Here is an 18854-nt window from a genome sequence, read left to right on the forward strand (position 1 = left end):
CTGCCATGCATGTCGACGCACAACCACTGGGACAACATCGCGTAGGGCTCGCGCCCTACCGCGACCTGCTGTCCGGGGAGTGCGGTCCGGACGCGGTGGATTCGCTGCGTGCCGCCGAGCGGAGCTGGCGGCTTCTTCTTCTGCGCGCGCTCATCGATGCCGCCGACGGCATCCCTACCGCCTCGCTCCCTCCTCTGGACGACGGCTGGCAGTTGCTGACCCGCGCGTGGGAGGCGAACCCCGAGGCGGTGGAGCGTCTGTTGCTGTATCCCACCGTCGGCACATGGGCGGCGTACGCACTGCGGCGCGTGCGCGGCACCGTGACGGGTGATACCCCGCTGTGGGTGGAGCTCGGCCAGTTGCACGCGGTGGGAGCATCCGCCGCGGTGCTTGCCGGCCTGGACTTCCGGACCACGGTGCCGGTACGTGACGGGTGGGTGGTGCTGCCCATGCTGGGCGGCGCCAGGGTGCCGGTGACCGAGGGCCGGTGGGCCGACGCCCAAGTGTCCGCGGAAGCAGGCACGGTACGGGTCGACACAGTGCGGGTCGACAAGGTGCGGCGGGGCATGCCCGGCTGGTCCCCCTTGCGGGAGTTGAGCGGGGACGGCTGCACTGTCGTCCTCGACGACCTCGACCCCTACAGGGGGCTGCGCGCCCCCCAGCCCCCGCAGCCCCTGGACACGGACAGCCGCTTCCCCGCGCTGTTCAAGGAGGCCTGGGCCATGCTCGTCCAGGACGACCCGGACACGGCCCGTGCCGCGGCCAAGGGCCTGAGTTCGGTGGTGCCCCGGCCACGTGCGGAGCCCTACCGCCCGCACAGCGCCTCGTCGGGCGACGCGTTCGGCGCCGTGGTCGCGTCGGAGCCCGATGACGCGGAACAGTTCGCGGCAACGCTGGTGCACGAGTTCCAGCACAACAAACTCGGTGCCTTCATGCATCTGTTCACCCTCTACCGCGACGGCGGCACCGAGCGCTTCTACGCACCCTGGCGTGATGATCCGCGCCCGCTCGGAGGGCTCCTGCAAGGGGTGTACGCCTTCTTCGGCGTCACCCGCTTCTACCGGCGGCGGCGCACTCCGCTGGGCGCCTTCGAGTACGCCCTGTGGCGCACCCAGACTCTGCGCGCGCTGCACGGCATCCGTGAGGCGGACCGACTCACGGACCTGGGACGGGAGTTGGTCGACGGGCTGACCGCACGCCTCGATGCCTGGCAGGACGAGCCGGTCGGCTCGCGGGCGCTGGACGCGGCCCGGCATGCCGCCGCCGACCACTACGCGTCCTGGAGGGCCCACCATGTCGAGGCCGACGCGGACGCGGTCACTCGCTCCGTCGAGGCGTACGCAGCGGGCCGTGCGGTCACGCTGCCGCAGGGAGCCGATGTCGTCGTGCCGGGAAGCCCACGGCGAGGCTTCGACACCGGTGCCGTCCTGCTGCGCCGGCTGCTCGACGACCCCGAGGCTCTGCACGCCCTGCGTGCCGCGCCGGGTGAGGTGGTCGAAGGCGCTCGCCCGGAAGACGTTGCTCTCGTCACCGGCGACACCGGCTGGGCCCGGCAGCGGTTCGAGGCCCGCATCATCGAGGAGGGGGCACCCGAGGCATGGGTCGGCCTCGGCCTCTCCCTGCGGGCCGAGCACCACCCGGCAGCGGACGTCCTGCTGACCCGGCCCGAGTTCGTGATGGCGGTGCACGCCGAACTGGGTGGCGGCGTCGATCCGGTGCGGCTGGCCTCGTGCTTCCGCTCCCGACCCAAGACCGCTCCTGGCACGAGACCGCTCCGGGCCTCAGAGCGGTAGCGGGTCGATGAAGCAGTTGGCCCGGGTGCGGTCGGCCAGGTTGGTGGCCGCCGGATGTGTGGCACCCAGCTGCGTCCGCAGCTCCTCCAGAATCGTGCCGAGCAGCTCTTCGCCTTCCTCGTGCCGCCCCACGGCTTGCAGGTCCAACGCGCGATTCGCGGCCGTGCTCAGCGTGGAAGGATGCACGGGACCCAGCACCTCGGTACAGCGTGCCAGCGTCGTCGTACCCAGCTCCAGAGCCTCCTCGTAGCGTTGGAGAGCCGCCAGATCACTGGCCAGATTGGTCGCCACGAACAGGGGTAGCGGGTGCTGTTCGCCCAGCTTCTCGGCCAGCGCGGCGTGGGCCCGCAGGTCCACCTCGTACGCCTCTTGTGTGTGCCCGTCCAGACGCAGGGTGATGGCGAGGTTGGCCTCCGCCGAGAGCGTGTGGGGGTGCTGGGACCCGAAGATGCGCCGGTAGCGGCGGCAGCAGGCCTCGGCCAGTTCCCTGGCACGTTCCAGCTGTCCGTCGTGCCGCAGGTCCACCGACAGGCTGAGCGTCGCGGCGATCGTGTCCGGATGTTCCTGCCCGAACCCGAACCGGCCGACGATGATCCCCAGTACTTCCTCCGAGATCTCGAGCGCCCCGGCGTGGTCACCGGCCTTGCGCCGGGCCACCGCCAGGACGCGCTTGGCGTGCAGGGCGGCCGGGCTGTCCGTCTGCGTCTGCCGCTGGTACAGGGCCACGGCCTCCTCCTGCCGGTCCCTGGCGTAGGCGTAGCGGCCCAGTTCGCGCTCGTCGATGGTCAGACCGACCCGGGTGAGCAGCGTCAGTTCGTGGTCGGTGCCCAAGAGCACCTGCTTCATCTCCCAGGTGGAGCGGTCCAGTTCGTACGCGTCCTGGAAGCGGCCGACGAGCCGCAGACAGACCCCCAGGTTGTGCGCGGCGTTCATGGTCACCGGGTCGTCCGAACCGAAGGCCGCCGTCGCCTGGTCGTACACCCGCTGGGTCAGGGCGAGTGCTTCGTCGAAGTCACCCGTGACGCGCAGGTCGGCGGCGACGGCGCCCATGGCGTTCAGATGGCTCTCCCGGGTCTCGGACGCGGGGACGGGAGAGGGCGGCTGCCCGGATTCGCACGCGGCGAGCGTCACCCTGTTGATCTCGGCCGCCTCCTTGTAGTGGCCGATGCTGAAGAGGGTCCAGCCGAGCCATATCGCCAGGGTGAGGGTCTTCTCGTCCTGAGGGCCGAAGAGCTCGCGGGCCGCTTCGTACGCCTCCTCGGTGAAGCGCTGCGCGCTCTCGTGATCGCCCCAGCGCTGGAGATACGTGGCGATGTCGACCACCAGGGTGTGCACCCACGGGTCCGTCGAGTGGACGGCGTCGGCGGCCACGGCGTGCGGATACAGCATGGAGTAGCGGGCCCAGGCCGCGGGGGACTCCGGAGTGCGGGGATCGGCCGAGGCGAGGAGCAGTTGGGCGCCGCGCCTCATCTGCTCCTGCTGATGCGGCGTCATGCGGTTGACCAGCACGGCCTGTACGAGCCGGTGTATCTGGAGGGAATTGGTCCGCAGGTCCACCCGTGCCAGTGAGTACCGCTTGATCTCGCGTACGGCCCGGCTGAGGCGCAGCGGATCGGCGAGGGCCGCGTCCAGCTGAGGGGCGATGGAGCCCCGGTGCACGTGGGAGAACAGATCCCGGGGGATCGGCGCGGGCGCCAAGTAGGCGCAGACCTGGAGGAGTTGAATGGCCTCGGGATTGGTCTGCTCGACGTGGTCGAGGGAGACGTTCCACGCGGTCGCGATCGACTGCTGGTAGGCGTAGGGCGCGGACTCGAAGAGCAGCTCGCTGCGCTTCTCCTTGAACAGCCGCAGGTATTCCTGGACCGGCATGCCTGTCTCGGCCCGCCATGCCGCGGCCTGCTCTATCGCCAGCGGCAGGTCCCCCAGGGCGTCGGCGAGCTGATCGGCGTCCGCCTCGGTGAGCTCCGGGCCGCGTTTGTTGAGCAGCTTGATGCTCTCGGCGCGCTCGAAGACGTCCACCTCCAGGCAGCGCGCCACGTTGTCCCAGTGAGGGTTGCGCGAGGTGATGAGGACGGTGCCGAGACGGGAGTTGGGCAGGTAGGGCGCCAACGACTCGGCGTTCTCGGCGTTGTCGAAGACCAGCAGCCAGCGGCTGTACGGGTCCCCGCGGCGCAGGGCGTCGAGGACGGCAGGCACGGTGGTGCCCGCCTCGGATCCGTGGCTGATGCCGAGGTGCGGGGCGAGCTGGGCCAGGCCGTTGATGACGCCGGAGGCGCGCTCGCTCGATATCCAGCAGATCAGGTCGTAGGCGCTCTGGTGTACGTAGACGTACTCGACGGCCAGTTGTGACTTGCCGATGCCGCCGAGACCGTACATGGCCTCCGGCAGCACGGCTGCCGTCCCACCGGAGTCCAGGCGTTCCGCAAGCTCCCCGAGCAGGCGTTCGCGGCCCGTGAAGTTGGGATTGCGCGGGGGCACGTTCTCCCATACGGCCGGTGACGAGGCGGCGTGTCGTGGTGGGGCGTGCGGATCCTGTGGCGGGTTTCCGGTCGGGACGGGTTCGCTGGTCATGGGTTCTTCCCCTCGGGCTCGGGAGCCTGCGTCGGCAGACGCGATGGTGGCCGCCCGTTCGCTCTGCCGGTGGGCCAGCGCCTGTCCCAGGAGTCGGGCGCGCTCCTGGAACGGGCCGGCGAGTGCGCGCAGAGCGATGTGTTCGATCCGCAGGAGGCGGGCGTTGTCCGCGCTCACAGCGGGAATGGGCGCGGTCGTCGGCGAGGTGACCACCGCGGTGAAGTATCCGCCCCTCGGGCCCGGCCCTGTGTGGGCGGCGGCCTCCGGGACGAGTTCGTCGAGTGACATCAGGACGCGCTGGGTGTCGGTGCGGCGGGCCCCGCCGAGCAGCAGCTCCCTGACCCCGTCGTCCATGTCGAACCCGCTCCCGCCCGGCATCGGCACGAGCAAGCCGAAGGCCCTCAACTCGGCCAGGTCAGCGGGTCCTGCGCCCGGCGCGAACCGTTCCCGCAGCGCTCGGATCACCGGAGGCGTCAACGGCGCGGCGGCCAGCAGCGATGCGAGGGACGACCCGGCCGCCGAGCAACTCGCCCGGTAGGCGGCTATCTTGCCGGCGGGGTCGGTGCTGCGCCCTTGAGCGTGGTGGGCGTGCGCCGGTTCGGGCGCGTCCAGGGCCGGGATCGCGTAGGCCGGCAGCTCCGTCGAGCCGTCGGCGGTGCCGGTCAGCAATCGGGCCCAGCGAGCGAGCCAACGGCCACGTAAGGGGAGCAGGGGGAGCGGGACGGTCCCGTCGGGCAGCGGAGTGTCGTGCGGGGCGAGGGCGTTGTCGCCGACGAGGGTGCCGCGCAGATCGCGGCCGGGGGTGGCGGGGGCGGCAGCCGAGAGACGGATCCGCCGCATGGGCAGTCCGGACCGTGGCCAGAGCCTCTGCGGCAGCAGATGGATACAGGCCACTGGATGCCGCCCGGCCCAGTGGGCGATGGTGGCGGCGGCGGTGCCGTCCCGCCACGCGGGGCCGAGGGCATCGGTGACGACAAGGATCAGCCGGCTGCGGCTGCCGGCCGGAAAGTGGTCGGGCCCGCGGCCGTGGAAGGGCTTGCCGTCCCAGGGTGACTCCGTCACCCGCAGGCCCCGTTGCCCGCGCAGCAGGGCGCGCAGCTGGGACGTCACCGGCTCCCACAGAGCCATACCCGCTGCCGTGTCGAGGACGAGACCGACGTGTCTGCCGCCGTCCGCGTGGCCCAGCCGGTGCAGGCTCCGTGCGACGACCACCCAGTCCGGGGCCTCTCCGGGAACTGCCGGGCCCGCCGTAGGCCGGTCCGGGGCGCTCAGAGGGTGGCCGAGTACAGCGTCATCCAGCCGGTCCAGGAGACGGCGGCCGCTCATGGTGTTCCTGATACCTGGCGCCGCAGCAGGTCGAGCAGGCGTGCCGCGACATCGCCCGGGGTCTCATCGGGCGGCCAGGGGCCGGTGGCGGCGAGCGTGACGGCGTCCAGGGCCTGGGCGACGGTCAGTTGACCCAGGGCGTGGGGATCGGCGGACCAGGCCTCTGCCAGCACCGTCACGAGCGCGAGCAGGCGCGGGTCGGCGCTGTCGGTGATCCCGGCCCGGCTCCTGACCGTCGCCGTCAGTTCCGCCACCGTGGGCGCCGGATGGTCCCAGTGCAGACAGTCCGCCAGGAACTCGGCCGGGAAGATCCTGTTCCGCACCGCTGTGATCACGGTGACCGGAAGCTCATGGCAGGCGACGGTGCCGTACGGGACCGGTGCCGTTACGCCCGGGTCGTCGGTCGTGACCGCGGCCCGGCTGTTGTCGGCCAGCTCCGGAATGTCGAAGCCGCCACGCCGCAGCACCGCGCGGAGCTCGATGGGCAGATCGAAGTCGCCGCGGTCCAGACCCTCGATGAGCAGGACGCGAGGCCTCCCGTACGGGAGCAGCGCCGTGCCCAGCGGCCCGAGCCGTACCCTCGTCCCGCCCTCCGCGGGGCCCGCCGAGTACAACGCGCCCTGTAGTACCGAGGCGCCGGTCACCGTCCAGTGCAGGACGCGGCCGAGGCCCAGCTCCCGTGCGATCCGGAAGGCCACCGCGGAGCGGCCGACGCCGGGTTGGCCGGTGATCAGCAGCGGCTTGCGCAGCGACAGGGCCGCGTTCACCGCGGCCGTCTCGCCGGCGGCGGTCTCCATGTTCAGCGCGGCCCTCACCGCCGCTCCGAGCCTGCGGTCGGTCTCCGCCACGTCGTCGGGCGGCGGCTCCAGGTCCGGGCCTCCCGAGTACGTCCGCCAGGGCGGGGGAGGGGGCAGGGCAGCGGCCGACGCCTGGTGCGGCAGACCCGTGCCGCGGTACGGACCCGGGCCGGCGACGGTGCGCGCCGTGGGCCTGGCACTGAGTGGCGAGTTCACGAGGCCGCTCCGTAAATGAGCTCGGGTAACCCGTCCGGCGTGTCGTAGATGATGACGATCCGCCGGTGCCAGCTGATGGTCCAGGGCGGGGCGGCGCCGTCGTCCCCGCCATCATCCCGACCGTATCCCCCTGCGTCGAGCCCTCCTTCGGTCAGGATGCGCGTGAACAGCAGGGAGAAGTCGGGTTGCGCCCGCTCGTCGTGACGCCACATCACCAACGGCACCCCGTGCCGCAGCGCTGTGGTGACGTCCTTGCGCCCTTCGGCCGAACTCGGTTTGTGGGCGAGGACCAGGCCCGCCACCGGCTCCTCGCCGCCGAACTCCCGCCCGTCCTCGCTGAGCGCCCGCGCCAGCTGGAGCAAGCGCCCCGCTTCCGGCTGGCCGCTCAGGGGCCGCCAGCGCTCCCGCCACGTCCGGCACCACGGGGGGTGCCGCATACGGTCGCGGCTGTGCACGATCACGGGGAACGGGATCCCGAACTCCGGCAGCGCGCCCCGGCGTATCAGAGTGTCCGGGTGGTCGATGAGGTCGAGGGGCAGCACGTACTCGACGTCGATCCGCTCCCGGGGCACGCCGTAGTCCCGCTTCAGCCGCTCCCTGGCCAGATCGACACGGGCCGGCAGATCGGCGAGGCGGATGCTCCGTTCGGTGTGGGGCAGCGGCAGGCGCAGCCAGTCGCCGGGGAGCGGCCGGCAGCGGAAGTAGAAGGACACCGCCCAGTCGTCCGGGTCGTTGCCGGGATCGGGCTCCAGCTCGACCAGGAGTTTCGCGGAAGTAGCAGGCTGTACCGGGGCTTTGACGAGGCTGCTGCGCAGCGCGTCGACCTGCGCCTGGTAGCTCGTGCGCTGCGGTGCGGGGGGCTTCAGGGCGCCGGACGGCCACCCGGTGTCCGTGGACGGGCCGCCACCCTGCCTGGCGGTCTCCAGCCGCAGCGCCCAGGCCCGGCTGTAGGCCTGGATCTCCCCGGCGGTCGCACCGCCGACGGCGCTGGCGACGAGTTCGAGGAAGTGCACGGCCGGGGGCAGACCTTCGGAGGGCATGTTGGTGCCCGCGAGATTGACGAACGCCTTCCACAGCCCGTCGCAGTGCGCGGGCATCCCCTCGCTCAGCGACCTGGCGGCGCGTGAGTAGAGCGCGGACACCGGAACTTCGTTGAGGTCCGACTCGTACAACCGGGCCAGGGTGGACCGCAGTTGGACCCAGCCCTCCGCTCCGACCTGACGCAGCGCCTCCAACTCGTCCGCCCGGAAACGCAGTCCTGCCGCGACCGCCCGGTCGTTCGGATGCGACTCTTCGTACGCCGCCACGAGATCGCTCATTCCGGTGGGTGTTCCGGCACACCGGTCGACGAGGAGGGGCAGCAGGAAATCCCTTGGCAGGAAGGCGCTCTCGGCGTCCTCGGCCACGTCGGGGAACAGCCTGCGCAGCAGCGCGAGCCGGGGTGCGTATCCGCGCAGGGACTCCGACCGCTCCAACTGCGCGCGGACTTCGGCCAGCACCCTGCGCCGGTTCTGCGGCTCGCTGAAGCCGCCGGTGTATTCGGACAGGCGAAGGCCGCAGTCGACGTTGTCCAGGAGCGCTTCGACCGGAAGGACGGTCAGCTTCCTGCGGCTGCTGACATCACTCTGCAGGACGAGCCCGACCAGGGTGCGCCGCTGGTCCACGAGGATCGCGGCGCCCGAGATGCCGCCCCAGTCGGAACCCGACGCGGGACAGTCCTCCTCCGCCACGTCCAGGTGCATCAGCTCCGAGCGCGCGAGGTTGACGGGTCTGATCCTGCCGCCGCCCTGAAAGGGATTGTGGGCGTGCTGCTCCTCGTAGTTGAAGCTGGGGAACCCGAAGACCTGGAACTCGGTGATGTCGGCTTCGACGAGGCCGAGGTGGGGTTTGCTGTCCGGATCCGGCGGCACCCAACCGGAGCCGGTCACGACCAGGAGCGCGGCGTCCAGTCGGGGAGCGGGCCCGGCGTCGGGGCCCCACTGGGGGGCGTGCGCCGAGCCGGTGTCATGGGGTCCGGACAGGCACGGCAGTCCGCTCCAGATGATCTCGCAGGGGTGCCAGGGCAGATGAGCCGCGTGCATGCCCTGCCGGACTTCGACGACGAGAGCCGCCGGAGCCGTCGGCCGACCGCCGGGCTCGTAGGACTCCTCGGGCAGCAGCAGATGAGCGGCGGTCACGATCAGATCCGCGTCGATGACCCAGCCCGAGCCGTACCCGACCTGGCGCCCGCTGCCGTCCCGCACGCTGATCTCCACAAGGCGGTCCGGCACGAGGCGCGCGGAGCCGACCATGCATCACTCTCCCGCGCCGGCTGCCGTATGTCCCGAAGCGCGAGGCGGGGGCGCGTTCCGGGGGCGGTCGACCCGATCGCCGACGTTCAGGACCCCGCGTGGTGTGAGCGTCACGACAAGCCGGGTCCCGGTGCGTTTCACACGGGTCCGTGCGCGCTTCGCGGTCACGTACCACGAGACGCCGCCCTCGACGGTGTCGCTCCGTTCGGCCTGTACGTCCAGTTCGACGCTGATGCCGTCGACGGAGAACCCTACGGTCTTGCCGATGCCCTGCTGCTGTGCGGCGGTCAAGTCCTGACGCAGTGACTCGATCGCTTCGGTCAGCGTCAGTCGCCGTGGTTCACGTGCCACTCGGTCCCCCCGATGCATCGCGCCGTCCGCAGCCCCGCCTTTGTCCTACCCGGTTGGCAACTGCCCGACACAGCATGGTAGTTGGAGTCAATGTGCGTGGTCGCGCTTTCCGGTCAAGGGACGTGCGCCAAGTGGGCGGCGGACGGGCCGTCGTCCAACGACTTGCTGAAACGGCAAGGACGCTTGCCGGTGTGGTGAGAGTGGGCGCACGGTGTCGGCATGACTGAGATGAACGAGCGCGACAACGTGGTTGACCTGGACGCCGAAGCCGGAGCCGACGCCGACGTGGACGTACTGGTGGTCGGGGGCGGTGCCGCCGGTCTGTCGGCGGCGCTGACCCTGGCCCGGGCCAGGCGTTCCGTCCTTGTGGTGGATTCCGGTGAGCCGCGCAACGCTCCCGCCGACGGCGTGCACGGGTTCCTCTCCCGCGAGGGCCTCGCGCCGGGCGCACTGCTGCGGATCGGCCGGGAGGAGGTCGTCGGGTACGGCGGGCGGATCGTGTCGGACCTGGTGACGGGCGTCCAGCGGGACGGTGAGCGCTTCGTCGTGGACACCGCCAGTGGGCGGAGCCATGGCGCGCGGCGTCTGCTGGTGACGACGGGGCTCGTCGATGAGCTTCCCGATGTCCCCGGCGTACGCGAGAGGTGGGGCCGTGACGTCCTGCACTGTCCCTACTGCCATGGCTGGGAGGTGCGCGACGAGCCGATCGGCGTCCTGGCGACCGGTCCGATGGCGGTGCATCAGGCGCTGCTGTTCCGTCAGTGGTCGCCGCAGGTGACCCTGTTCCCGCACACCGCGGGCGAGTTGACCGAGGAGCAGTGGGAGCAGCTTGCCGCCCGTGGCATCGCGGTGGTCGACGGTGAGGTGGTCGGTCTCGACGTGGAGGACGACCGGCTCTCCGGTGTCCGTCTGGCCTCGGGCGGGCGCGTCCCGGTGCGGGCTCTCGCCGTGGCGCCGCACTTCGAGGCGCGCGGCGCGGTGCTCGGGGGACTCGGCCTGACGAGCGTCGACCACCCGAGAGGTGTGGGCAGTTACGTCGAGTCGGACGCGACCGGGTTCACGGGCGTCCCAGGGGTGTGGGGCGCGGGAAACGTCACTGATCTCATGGCCGGAGTCATGGTGTCCGCAGCCTCCGGCATGACGGCGGCGACAGCGATCAACGCCGATCTCGTGACCGCCGACACCGCGGCGGCGGTGGCAAAGCGGCGTGCCCTGGAGGTCTTCGGACCGGCCGCGGAGGCTGCCAACTGCCAGCGGGTTCTGGGTGAACGGCGTCACGGGATCGAGTCCGTCCTGGCGGCCGGGAAGGTCCGCCACGGCGAGCGAAGGAGTAGTTGAGAGGCCGCGCGAGCAAGCGCCCACGTCGGTGGCGCTATCCCGTTGAAGCATGGCATTAATGCCACTGGGAGGTGGCCGCGGGCCCGGATAACTTCGGCGGTGATCCCGGCGACGACCGGGCGCGCACCACCACCGAAGGAACTCCATGCAGGTCATGACGTATGTCGCACCGGTCCTGATCGGCGTCGTCTACGCCCTCGTGATGTCTCTATTCCGCGAGCCGCACCGACGCCGCTTCAACGCGATCATGGTGGCCGGCGCGGGAGCGGCCTACCTCAGCGGCGGCGGGCTCGGGGGCTGGGAGTTCCTCTTCGCCGCCGCTGTCACCTACTGCGCGTACCGAGGCCTGGAATCCTGGACGTTCATCGGCATCGGCTGGCTGCTCCACACCGGATGGGACCTGGTCCACCACGTCAAGGGCAACCCGATCATCCCCTTCGCCCACGACTCGTCACTGGGATGCGCCATCTGCGACCCCGTCATCGCACTCTGGTGTCTGCGCGGCGGCCCCTCCCTCATCACTCTCGTCCGCCGCCGGACCGCGCGGGCGCGGTGACCAGCCGCCGCGCCGCGAGGAGCGGAATCGGAGCGTTCACCGGGCCCGTGTAGCCTTCGTCGGCGCGCTCTGCCCCTGGGTGCCCCGTGTCTTGTCTCACCGCTGCGCCGAGGACCTGCCCCATGCCTCAGACGAACCTGCCCGAAGAACTGCGTCCGGAGCACCCGGAGCCCCCGGAGTCGTTGCAGGACATAGTCAAGACTCATCAACTGCACGCCGCTCTGGAGTGGTTGGAGACCAACCCGCCCCACGTGATCGCCGATGAGCTGGGCCGGATGGACGCGGTCGACGCGGGCATGGCCTTCCGGCTCCTCGACAAGGACCGGGCGCTGACCGTCTTCGAGGAGCTCGAGCCGGTCGACCAGCAGCAGATCCTGGAGGGGCTGCGCGACCACACCTTCCTGGAGCTCGTCGAGGGCATGGACCCCGACGACCGGGCCAGGATGCTGCGCGAAGCCCCCGCCAAGGTCGCCAAGCGGGTGCTCGCCGGACTGAGCGCGCACGAACGGCGGATGACGTCCGCGCTCCTTGGCTACCCCGAGGGCTCCGTCGGCCGCTACATGACCCCCGAAGTCGTGGCGCTCGGCCAGGACCTCACCGTCCAGCAGGCGTTGGAGGTCGTACGGCAGAAGGGCAGCCAGGCCGAGACGGTCTACACCCTGCCCGTCGTGGACGAGGGACGGCGCCTCGCCGGGATCGCTGAGCTGCGCGAGCTGGTGCTCAGCCCGCCGGAGACCATGGTCTCCGCGCTGGTCGTCACCGAGCCGGTGTCCGTGTACGCGACCGACTCGGCCGAGCAGGCGGCCCGGCTGATGCGCGAGACCAACGACCTGAACCTGCCCGTCGTCGACAGCGAGAACCGGCTCGTCGGACTGCTCACCATCGATGACGCGCTCGAAGTCATCGAGGCCGCCGACACGGAGGACGTGGCGCGGCAGGCGGGCGCCGCGCCCTGGGCCGGGCACTACATGGCCGCGACGGTGTGGCAGCTCGCACGCTACCGGGCGCTGTGGCTGAGCCTGTTGCTCGTGGCGGCGACGCTGACGGTCAGCGTGACGCAGTCCTTCGAGGGCACCTTGGAGAAGGCCGCGCAGCTCGCCATGTTCATCCCGATGCTGATCGGCGCGGGCGGCAACGCGGGCGCCCAGGCCGCCACCGCGTGCGTACGCGCCCTGGCCGTCGGCGAAGTGCGGGGATCGGACCTGCTGAAGGTCATATGGCGGGAGTGCCGGGTGGGCCTGGTCCTGGGCTCGCTGCTCGCGATCCTCGGGGTGGTCGTGGGCACGCTGTTCGTCAGCGCGAAGATCGCCCTGGTCGTCGGGATCACCCTGGTGGTCATCTGCGGCTGGGCGGCGACCATCGGCGGCACCATGCCGCTCCTTGCCAAGCGGCTGCGGATCGACCCGGCGGTGGTGTCGGCGCCGATGGTCACCACGCTCGTCGACGCGACCGGTTTGATCATCTACTTCATGACGGCGAAGGCCGTGCTGGGGATCTGAGCTTCGCGTGGAGGCAACGCAGGGGGCGGTGCGGGCAGTTGCGGCGCTGTGACCGGTTTTACCGGATTCTGTTACGCCCCCTTCGGGTGATCGCAATGTCGGGTGCATACGTTTATGTTCCTCATTGTGCGACTCGTCGCACGACGAGGACCGCGTACCGACCGACATCCAAGGGGATCACTGCCGTCATGCGAAACAACCGCCGCAGCCTTCTGCGTACCACCGCCGTCTCCGCGCTCGTCGGATCGGTCCTGTTGATTCCCGCCACCGCCGCGCTCGCCGCCGGATCCGGCCCCGAGCCCCAGCCCCTGCCCGCGCAGGCCGGGGTCAAGCCCGCAGCGGCCACGCTCACGGCGAAGGCGTCCGTCTCCCACGTCCGCGCGTGGCAGGAGTTCCGCATCACGGGCAAGGTCACAGGCCTGAAGGCAGGCAGCAAGGTGATCCTGCAGCAGAAGCAGCGCGGGGCGTGGAAGGCACTGCCCGCGAGCACGGTCACCAACACGTCCGGCAGCTACGGCCTGCGCGTCAAGCTCGGGATCAAGGGCAAGAACGAACTGCGTGTCGCGAGCGGCGCCACCGTCTCGCCGGTCGTCACGGTGACCGTGAGCTGACGCGCGGAGCTGCGGCCCCGGAGGTCCCGTGCGGGCCTCCGGGGCACGCCTGACGGCTCGCGCGTCAGGCTTCGGGGGAGCGAACGACCAGCAGGTAGTAGTCCATGTGGTTGCGGCAGAAGGAACGGTAGGGCGCCATCAGCGGATCGGTGTAGGCCAGCGGCTCCTTGCCGAACCGTTCCTCGATCTCGCCGCGCCGGTCCTCGTAGAGCACGCACATGACCTCGCCGCACAGCGCCGCGTTCGCGGTCATGTCCCGTACGGACTCCACACGGAAGCCGGCCTGCTGGAGCTCGCCGATGAGTGTGGCGAACGGGGTGAGCGGGGGACAGGACCACATCCGGGTGAAGGCAGCCACCTCCTCGTCGGTGGGGCTGCCGCGCAGGGCGAACTCCGTGAACAGGAACCGCCCGCCAGGACGCAGCACCCGCAGCGCTTCACGCAGCCCTGCGGGCCGGTCGGAGAGATGGGGGATGCAGTCGATGGACCACGCTGCGTCGAAGGCCGCGTCCGCGTACTCCAGTTGCATGGCGTTGCCGTAGGCGAAGTCCACCCGCTCCGCGAGACCTGGGGCCGCTCCCTGCGCGGTGAGGCGGTCCTGGCAGCGGGCGAGCTGGCTCTTGCTGACGTTGATCCCGGTGACGCGGGCGCCGGTGCGCTCGGCAAGGCGGACGGCCGGGCCGCCTGTGCCGCAGCCGATGTCGAGCAGGTGCTCGTGGGGCGCCAAATCGATGGTGTCGACGAGGAATTCGGTCTGCCGGTCCTGGGCGAGGTCGGCCATCGCGATCAAGGTGGTGGCGGACGGACTCTCCCCGTGCGGCGCGTACATGCCGATGTGAAGGGCGGTCGATCCGAGCATCATGGCGAGCATGTCGCCGAACTGGTCGTACTTCGCCCCGACTTCTTCGGGGGTGGGGGCCGTCGTGCCGCTTGCGCCGAGGTCTTCCACGGTCATGGTGCATCCCTTTCGGCGACGGTGGTCGTTCAAAGGAATCGCGCTCGGGAACCTCGAGAATCCTGAGGAACCCGAGTAGACGGTGCTCGGGTGAACGGTGCTCGAGAAGACGGTCAGAACGCGTACGAGGTACGCGCCGGACGCTGGGACGCTAGCACCGGACGGGCTCGCGTTGGAGCCCCGAAAGCGCCAAGCGTCACCAGCTCCTGCGGTCGGCCGCCCGGCCCCCGGGGAAGGTCACTGCCGTTCCGCGCGCCCCGAAGTCTCGTCGGCCTTCTCGGCCCCGGCGTGCGCGTCCACCTGCCGCTCCACCTCACGCGCCTCGTCGGTCAGCATCCGCAGTCTGGCCTCGGCCCGATCCGCGCGGGCCTGGAGGCGGGCGGTGTCGTCCTCGATGACCCGGCAGGCCAGATCCATCGCGGCGTCGACGTCCTCGGGAGATCCGCGCTCGGCCAGCTCCTCCAATGCGTTCTTGACCGCGGGGATGCCGCCGCGGGTGTGGATGTCGTTCCAGAACTCATAGTCCATCCGGGCAGTTTGCCGGATCGCGGGCCACGGAGCGAACGGCGCGGGTGATCAGGGCTCCGGGCCCGACGAGCTAGGCCCGCAGGCTCCGCATGACCTCTCGGCAGGCGGACGCCGCGCCGTCGGTGGCCTCGGAACAGATGCGGCAGTGCTCATGCTGCGGCGCGTGCTGGGCGCACAGTTCGTGGCTCTTCTCGCAGGCGATCGCGCACGCCTCCAACTGCGCCGTGAGGAGCGCGGGATCGGCGTCCGTGCCGCGCGTCAGGACACGCCGCGTGGCGGCGGCGATGTCGGCGCAGTTCAGGTCGCGGTTGATGGCGACCCGCAGTTCATCGGCCTCCTTCTCGGCGAGCATGCCGACCGCGCAGGCGGAAACGGCCAGTTCGCACGCGGAGAGTGCGTCGGTGGCGGTGGCGAGGGTCTGGTTGTCGAGGTGGTCGGCACGAGAGGCAAGGCTGTCGAACAACTCGCGTGTCTGGAGCATCACATCTCCAACGGAGTCTTGAGGGGCCCCGGCCCCGGGGGTTCCCGGTCCTGAGGACGCCCGGTCCTGCCGACGCTAGTCCCGCCCCCGCCGCCGGTGAAGGGCGCGGGGTACGTCAATCGCGGCGCACGGCTGACCGCCGGATCCTCCCTGAGGGCCCGTACCTCCCACGCCCGTACATGTACCCCCCACACCGGCGCATGTGGCGCGCATCACGTAACTCCTGTGCATCGCCGGGAACTCATCCGCCCTGTGGGCCGACTCCTGCACCGGCCCGAAATACGGCCGATCCGCACCACCCTTGATCCAGGAGAGCAGCTCATGTCCGCCGAACCCACACTCCTCGCCCCGGACGACGGGCAGGAGACCCAGGAGGCGCCGCCCTCCGCAGGACGGTCCGGATGGGCGTCGCTGCGTCCGCTCGTGATGCGACTGCACTTCTACGCCGGGGTGCTCATCGCGCCCTTCCTGCTCGTCGCCGCCACCACGGGACTCCTGTACGCCTGTTCGTACCAGGCCGAGAAGATCGTGTACTCCCACGAACTGCGCGTCCCCGTCGGCGAGAACAAGACCGAGCTGCCGATCTCGAAGCAGGTGGCCGCCGCCCGCAAGGCGCACCCCGAGGGCACGGTCAGCGCCGTGCGGCCCTCGCCGGAGGACGGCGCGACAACCCGCGTGCTGCTGTCCGGAGCCCCGGGCGTGGACGCCGACCACACCCTCGCCGTGTTCGTGAACCCGTACAACGGCGAAGTGCGGGGCGCCCTGGAGCAGTACGGCTCCACCGGCGCACTGCCGCTGCGCACCTGGATCGACGAACTCCACCGCGATCTGCACCTGGGCGAGACCGGCCGCCTCTACAGCGAGCTCGCCGCCAGCTGGCTGTGGGTGATCGCGGGCGGCGGCCTGGTGCTGTGGTTCGGACGCCGGCGCTCCCAGCGCAAGCTGCGCGGGGCCACAGGGCGTCGGCGCACGCTCTCGCTGCACGGCTCGGTGGGCGTGTGGGCCGCCGTGGGGCTGATCTTCCTGTCGGCGACGGGGCTTACCTGGTCGGCGTACGCGGGACAGAGCGTCAGTGACCTGCGCGAGGCCATCGGGCAGACGACACCGGCGCTGGCGGCGACCGCCGGGGGCGGCGGGGAGCACGCGGGGCACGGGGGTTCGGGCTCGGGAGGCGCCGCGGATGGGGTGGGGCTCGACGCCGTCCTGAAGGCGGCCCGTGCCGAGGGGCTCTCCAATCCCGTGGAGGTCGTGCCGCCCGCCGACGCGTCGTCCGTGTACGTCGTCCGGCAGATCCAGCGCAGCTGGCCCGAGAAGCAGGACTCCGTGGCCGTCGATCCGGCGAGCGGTGAGGTGACCGAAGTGCTGCGGTTCGCGGACTACCCCGTGCTCGCCAAGCTGACCCGCTGGGGCATCGACGCGCACACCGGCACCCTGTTCGGGCTCGTCAACCAGATCGCCCTCGTCGCGCTCGCCCTCTGCCTGATCCTGATGATCGTGTGGGGCTACCGCATGTGGTGGCAGCGCGGGCGCGGCAGTTCGTTCGGCCGTCCGCTGCCGCGCGGGGCGTGGCGACACGTGCCGGCGTACGTCCTGGTCCCGCTGATGGCGGCGATTGCCGTGCTCGGCTACTTCGTGCCGCTGCTCGGCATCCCGCTGGCCGCCTTCATCGCCGTGGACATCGTGCTGGGGGAGATCGACTATCGGCGCGGCAGACGCGATTACGCCTGAGGCTCGGCTCAGGCGTGGGTGTCCGCGCCGCTGAGGTGGTGGTCGGCGAGGTTCAGGACTTCGTCGACCACGCGCCGCAGGTGCCCGTCGGGCGGGCCGTAGATCATCCGTCGCCCTTCCTTGCGTACGGAGACGAGTCCGGCGAGGCGCAGTTTGGCCAGGTGCTGGCTGACCGCCGGGCGGGCCGCGCCGCACGCGGCGGTCAGCGTCATGACGTCGGCCTCGCCCTTGCCGAGGGTGTGCAGCAGGGTGAGGCGGGTGCGGTCGGCGAGGAGGCCGAGGACCTCGGCCGCGTGGGCGAAGTGTTCGGTGCCCGGATCTTGCGGGTGCGCATCGTGCGCAGGTGATAGGTGCATGCGTGCGCTCATACGCACATAATGGGTGCGGGCGCCTCGTGGTGTCCACTCTCCGTCCCGCGTCGGAAGGCCGTACTTGTGAGTGAGCAGCACGGACACCGTCACCCTTCGCCCGAGCACCACGACCACGACCATGACCACGGAGGTGCGGGCCGCGCGGCCCGCTGGCGGCACAAGGCGGGGCACGTGCTGAAGCCGCACTCGCACGAGGCTGCCGACAAGGTCGACCCGGCGCTGGAATCGTCCGCGCGCGGCATGCGAGCGCTGTGGATCTCACTGGCTGTTCTGGGCGTGACGGCCGTGGTCCAGGCGGTGATCGTCGTGCTCACCGGTTCCGTCGCGCTCCTCGGCGACACCGTGCACAACGCGGCGGACGCGCTGACCGCGATCCCCCTCGGCATCGCCTTCGTCCTGGGCCGCCGGGCCGCCACCCGCCGCTTCACCTACGGCTACGGCCGCGCCGAGGATCTCGCGGGCATCGTCATCCTCCTGACGATCGCCGCGTCGGCGGCCTTCGCGGCCTGGGCGGCGGTCGACCGGCTGCTCAACCCCCGCACCCTGGAGCACCTTTGGGTGGTGGGCGCCGCTGCCGTCATCGGTTTCATCGGCAACGAATGGGTCGCCCGCTACCGCATCCGCGTCGGCCGCGAGATCGGCTCGGCCGCGCTCGTGGCTGACGGTCTGCATGCCCGGACGGACGGGTTCACCTCGCTCGCCGTCCTGTTGAGCGCGGGCGGCGCCGCACTGGGCTGGCGGCTCGCCGACCCGATCGTGGGGCTGCTGATCACCGCGGCGATCCTCCTGGTCCTGCGGGACGCGGCGCGCGAGGTCTTCCGCCGGGTGATGGACGCCGTCGACCCGGCCCTGGTCGACGCGGCGGAGGAGGCGCTCGTGACGGTTCCCGGCGTACGGGGGGTCGGCGAGCTGCGCCTTCGCTGGATCGGGCACCGGCTGCGCGCCGAGGTGGCGGTCGTGGTGGACGGGGAGTTGTCCGTGCGGGAGGCGCACGAGGTCGCGGTGGACGCGGAACACGCCCTGCTCCACGCGGTGCCGAAGCTGACCGCGGCCCTGGTGCACGCCGACCCGGCGATCGCGCCCGGAGCCCCGGACCCGCACAAGGCCCTTGCGCACCACGGGACGTGAGGGGCGGGATGCAGGCGGAGCGGCCGACGCTCTGCGAGACCGCTGGACCGCAGGGGCGTCAGGGCGAGAGGGCTGCACTCCGCGGCCTCAGCGTGGCCGCCGTCAGCCCCGGTGTTGATCCGGCGGGGCGGTCTGCTCACCGAGAGCCTGAGGTGGGGCTCGGCCTTCTGCGTGACCGGCCAACCGCCCGCCCGTCTACCTGACCACTCGCCTGTGGTGGGGCCCCCTCTCCGGTGCGCGGGGTATCCGGCGTCAAGGGCTGTACTCCGCGGCCTCAGCCCCGGTGCTGATCCGGCGGGGCGGTCTGCCCACCG

General features: G+C 71.2%; 15 protein-coding genes. 7 read left to right on the forward strand and 8 right to left on the reverse strand.

What is annotated here, in order from left to right:
* The first annotated feature begins 5 nt into the window (after positions 1-5).
* Positions 6-1793, forward strand: coding sequence for an HEXXH motif domain-containing protein (locus ACWGI2_RS33895; RefSeq protein ID WP_453699624.1), 1788 nt, complete (start codon positions 6-8; stop codon positions 1791-1793).
* Here ACWGI2_RS33895 and fxsT read toward each other — a convergent pair.
* The 4 genes from fxsT to ACWGI2_RS33915 are packed head-to-tail and all read right to left on the reverse strand — an operon-like array spanning position 1782 to position 9345.
* Positions 1782-5690 carry an FxSxx-COOH system tetratricopeptide repeat protein gene (gene fxsT, locus ACWGI2_RS33900; RefSeq protein WP_453699625.1) on the reverse strand — a complete coding sequence of 1303 codons (3909 nt, stop codon included), beginning with the start codon at positions 5688-5690 and terminating at the stop codon, positions 1782-1784. The two genes, ACWGI2_RS33895 and fxsT, sit on opposite strands and share 12 nt — an antisense overlap.
* A complete protein-coding gene (locus ACWGI2_RS33905; RefSeq protein ID WP_453699627.1) occupies positions 5687-6703 on the reverse strand; it encodes a MoxR family ATPase in 1017 nt (338 codons plus the stop codon). Before ACWGI2_RS33905 ends, fxsT begins: the two co-directional genes overlap by 4 nt.
* A complete protein-coding gene (locus ACWGI2_RS33910) occupies positions 6700-8994 on the reverse strand; it encodes a VMAP-C domain-containing protein (RefSeq protein ID WP_453699629.1) in 2295 nt (764 codons plus the stop codon). Before ACWGI2_RS33910 ends, ACWGI2_RS33905 begins: the two co-directional genes overlap by 4 nt.
* Before the next feature lie 3 nt (positions 8995-8997).
* Positions 8998-9345: a trypco2 family protein gene (locus tag ACWGI2_RS33915; RefSeq protein ID WP_160502670.1), complete on the reverse strand. Its 348-nt coding sequence runs from the start codon at positions 9343-9345 to the stop codon at positions 8998-9000.
* 228 nt (positions 9346-9573) lie between these two features.
* Here ACWGI2_RS33915 and ACWGI2_RS33920 point away from each other — a divergent pair, with 228 nt between their 5' ends.
* The 4 genes from ACWGI2_RS33920 to ACWGI2_RS33935 all read left to right on the forward strand — a co-directional run bounded on the left by ACWGI2_RS33920 (position 9574) and on the right by ACWGI2_RS33935 (position 13349).
* On the forward strand, positions 9574-10683 hold the full coding sequence (locus tag ACWGI2_RS33920; protein WP_453699812.1) for an NAD(P)/FAD-dependent oxidoreductase: 1110 nt from the start codon (positions 9574-9576) through the stop codon (positions 10681-10683).
* 154 nt (positions 10684-10837) lie between these two features.
* Positions 10838-11239, forward strand: a complete 402-nt coding sequence (locus ACWGI2_RS33925; RefSeq protein WP_453398454.1) for a DUF6010 family protein — start codon at positions 10838-10840, stop codon at positions 11237-11239.
* A gap of 122 nt (positions 11240-11361) precedes the next feature.
* A complete protein-coding gene (mgtE, locus tag ACWGI2_RS33930; RefSeq protein WP_453398453.1) occupies positions 11362-12738 on the forward strand; it encodes a magnesium transporter in 1377 nt (458 codons plus the stop codon).
* 188 nt (positions 12739-12926) lie between these two features.
* On the forward strand, positions 12927-13349 hold the full coding sequence (locus tag ACWGI2_RS33935; protein WP_453398452.1) for a hypothetical protein: 423 nt from the start codon (positions 12927-12929) through the stop codon (positions 13347-13349).
* A 64-nt stretch (positions 13350-13413) separates the two neighbouring features.
* Here the strand turns inward: ACWGI2_RS33935 and ACWGI2_RS33940 are convergent, their stop codons facing one another.
* The 3 genes from ACWGI2_RS33940 to ACWGI2_RS33950 all read right to left on the reverse strand — a co-directional run bounded on the left by ACWGI2_RS33940 (position 13414) and on the right by ACWGI2_RS33950 (position 15313).
* Positions 13414-14304, reverse strand: coding sequence for an SAM-dependent methyltransferase (locus tag ACWGI2_RS33940; RefSeq protein ID WP_453699631.1), 891 nt, complete (start codon positions 14302-14304; stop codon positions 13414-13416).
* Between the two features lie 237 nt (positions 14305-14541).
* On the reverse strand, positions 14542-14832 hold the full coding sequence (locus tag ACWGI2_RS33945; protein ID WP_453699632.1) for a hypothetical protein: 291 nt from the start codon (positions 14830-14832) through the stop codon (positions 14542-14544).
* A 70-nt stretch (positions 14833-14902) separates the two neighbouring features.
* The gene (locus tag ACWGI2_RS33950; protein WP_453699634.1) at positions 14903-15313 is read right to left on the reverse strand and encodes a hypothetical protein; all 411 of its coding nucleotides are present in this window, start codon (positions 15311-15313) and stop codon (positions 14903-14905) included.
* 321 nt (positions 15314-15634) lie between these two features.
* Between ACWGI2_RS33950 and ACWGI2_RS33955 the strand changes: the two genes are divergently transcribed.
* Complete coding sequence (locus ACWGI2_RS33955) at positions 15635-17041, forward strand: PepSY-associated TM helix domain-containing protein (protein ID WP_453699635.1); 1407 nt, start codon at positions 15635-15637, stop codon at positions 17039-17041.
* 8 nt (positions 17042-17049) lie between these two features.
* Here the strand turns inward: ACWGI2_RS33955 and ACWGI2_RS33960 are convergent, their stop codons facing one another.
* Complete coding sequence (locus tag ACWGI2_RS33960) at positions 17050-17397, reverse strand: ArsR/SmtB family transcription factor (RefSeq protein ID WP_453699636.1); 348 nt, start codon at positions 17395-17397, stop codon at positions 17050-17052.
* Positions 17398-17475: 78 nt separating this feature from the next.
* On the opposite strand from ACWGI2_RS33960, the gene ACWGI2_RS33965 reads away from it, so the two are divergent.
* A complete protein-coding gene (locus ACWGI2_RS33965) occupies positions 17476-18540 on the forward strand; it encodes a cation diffusion facilitator family transporter (RefSeq protein WP_453699638.1) in 1065 nt (354 codons plus the stop codon).
* Positions 18541-18854 lie beyond the last annotated feature (314 nt).

The sequence above is a fragment of the Streptomyces sp. NPDC054866 genome, assembly GCF_053610745.1.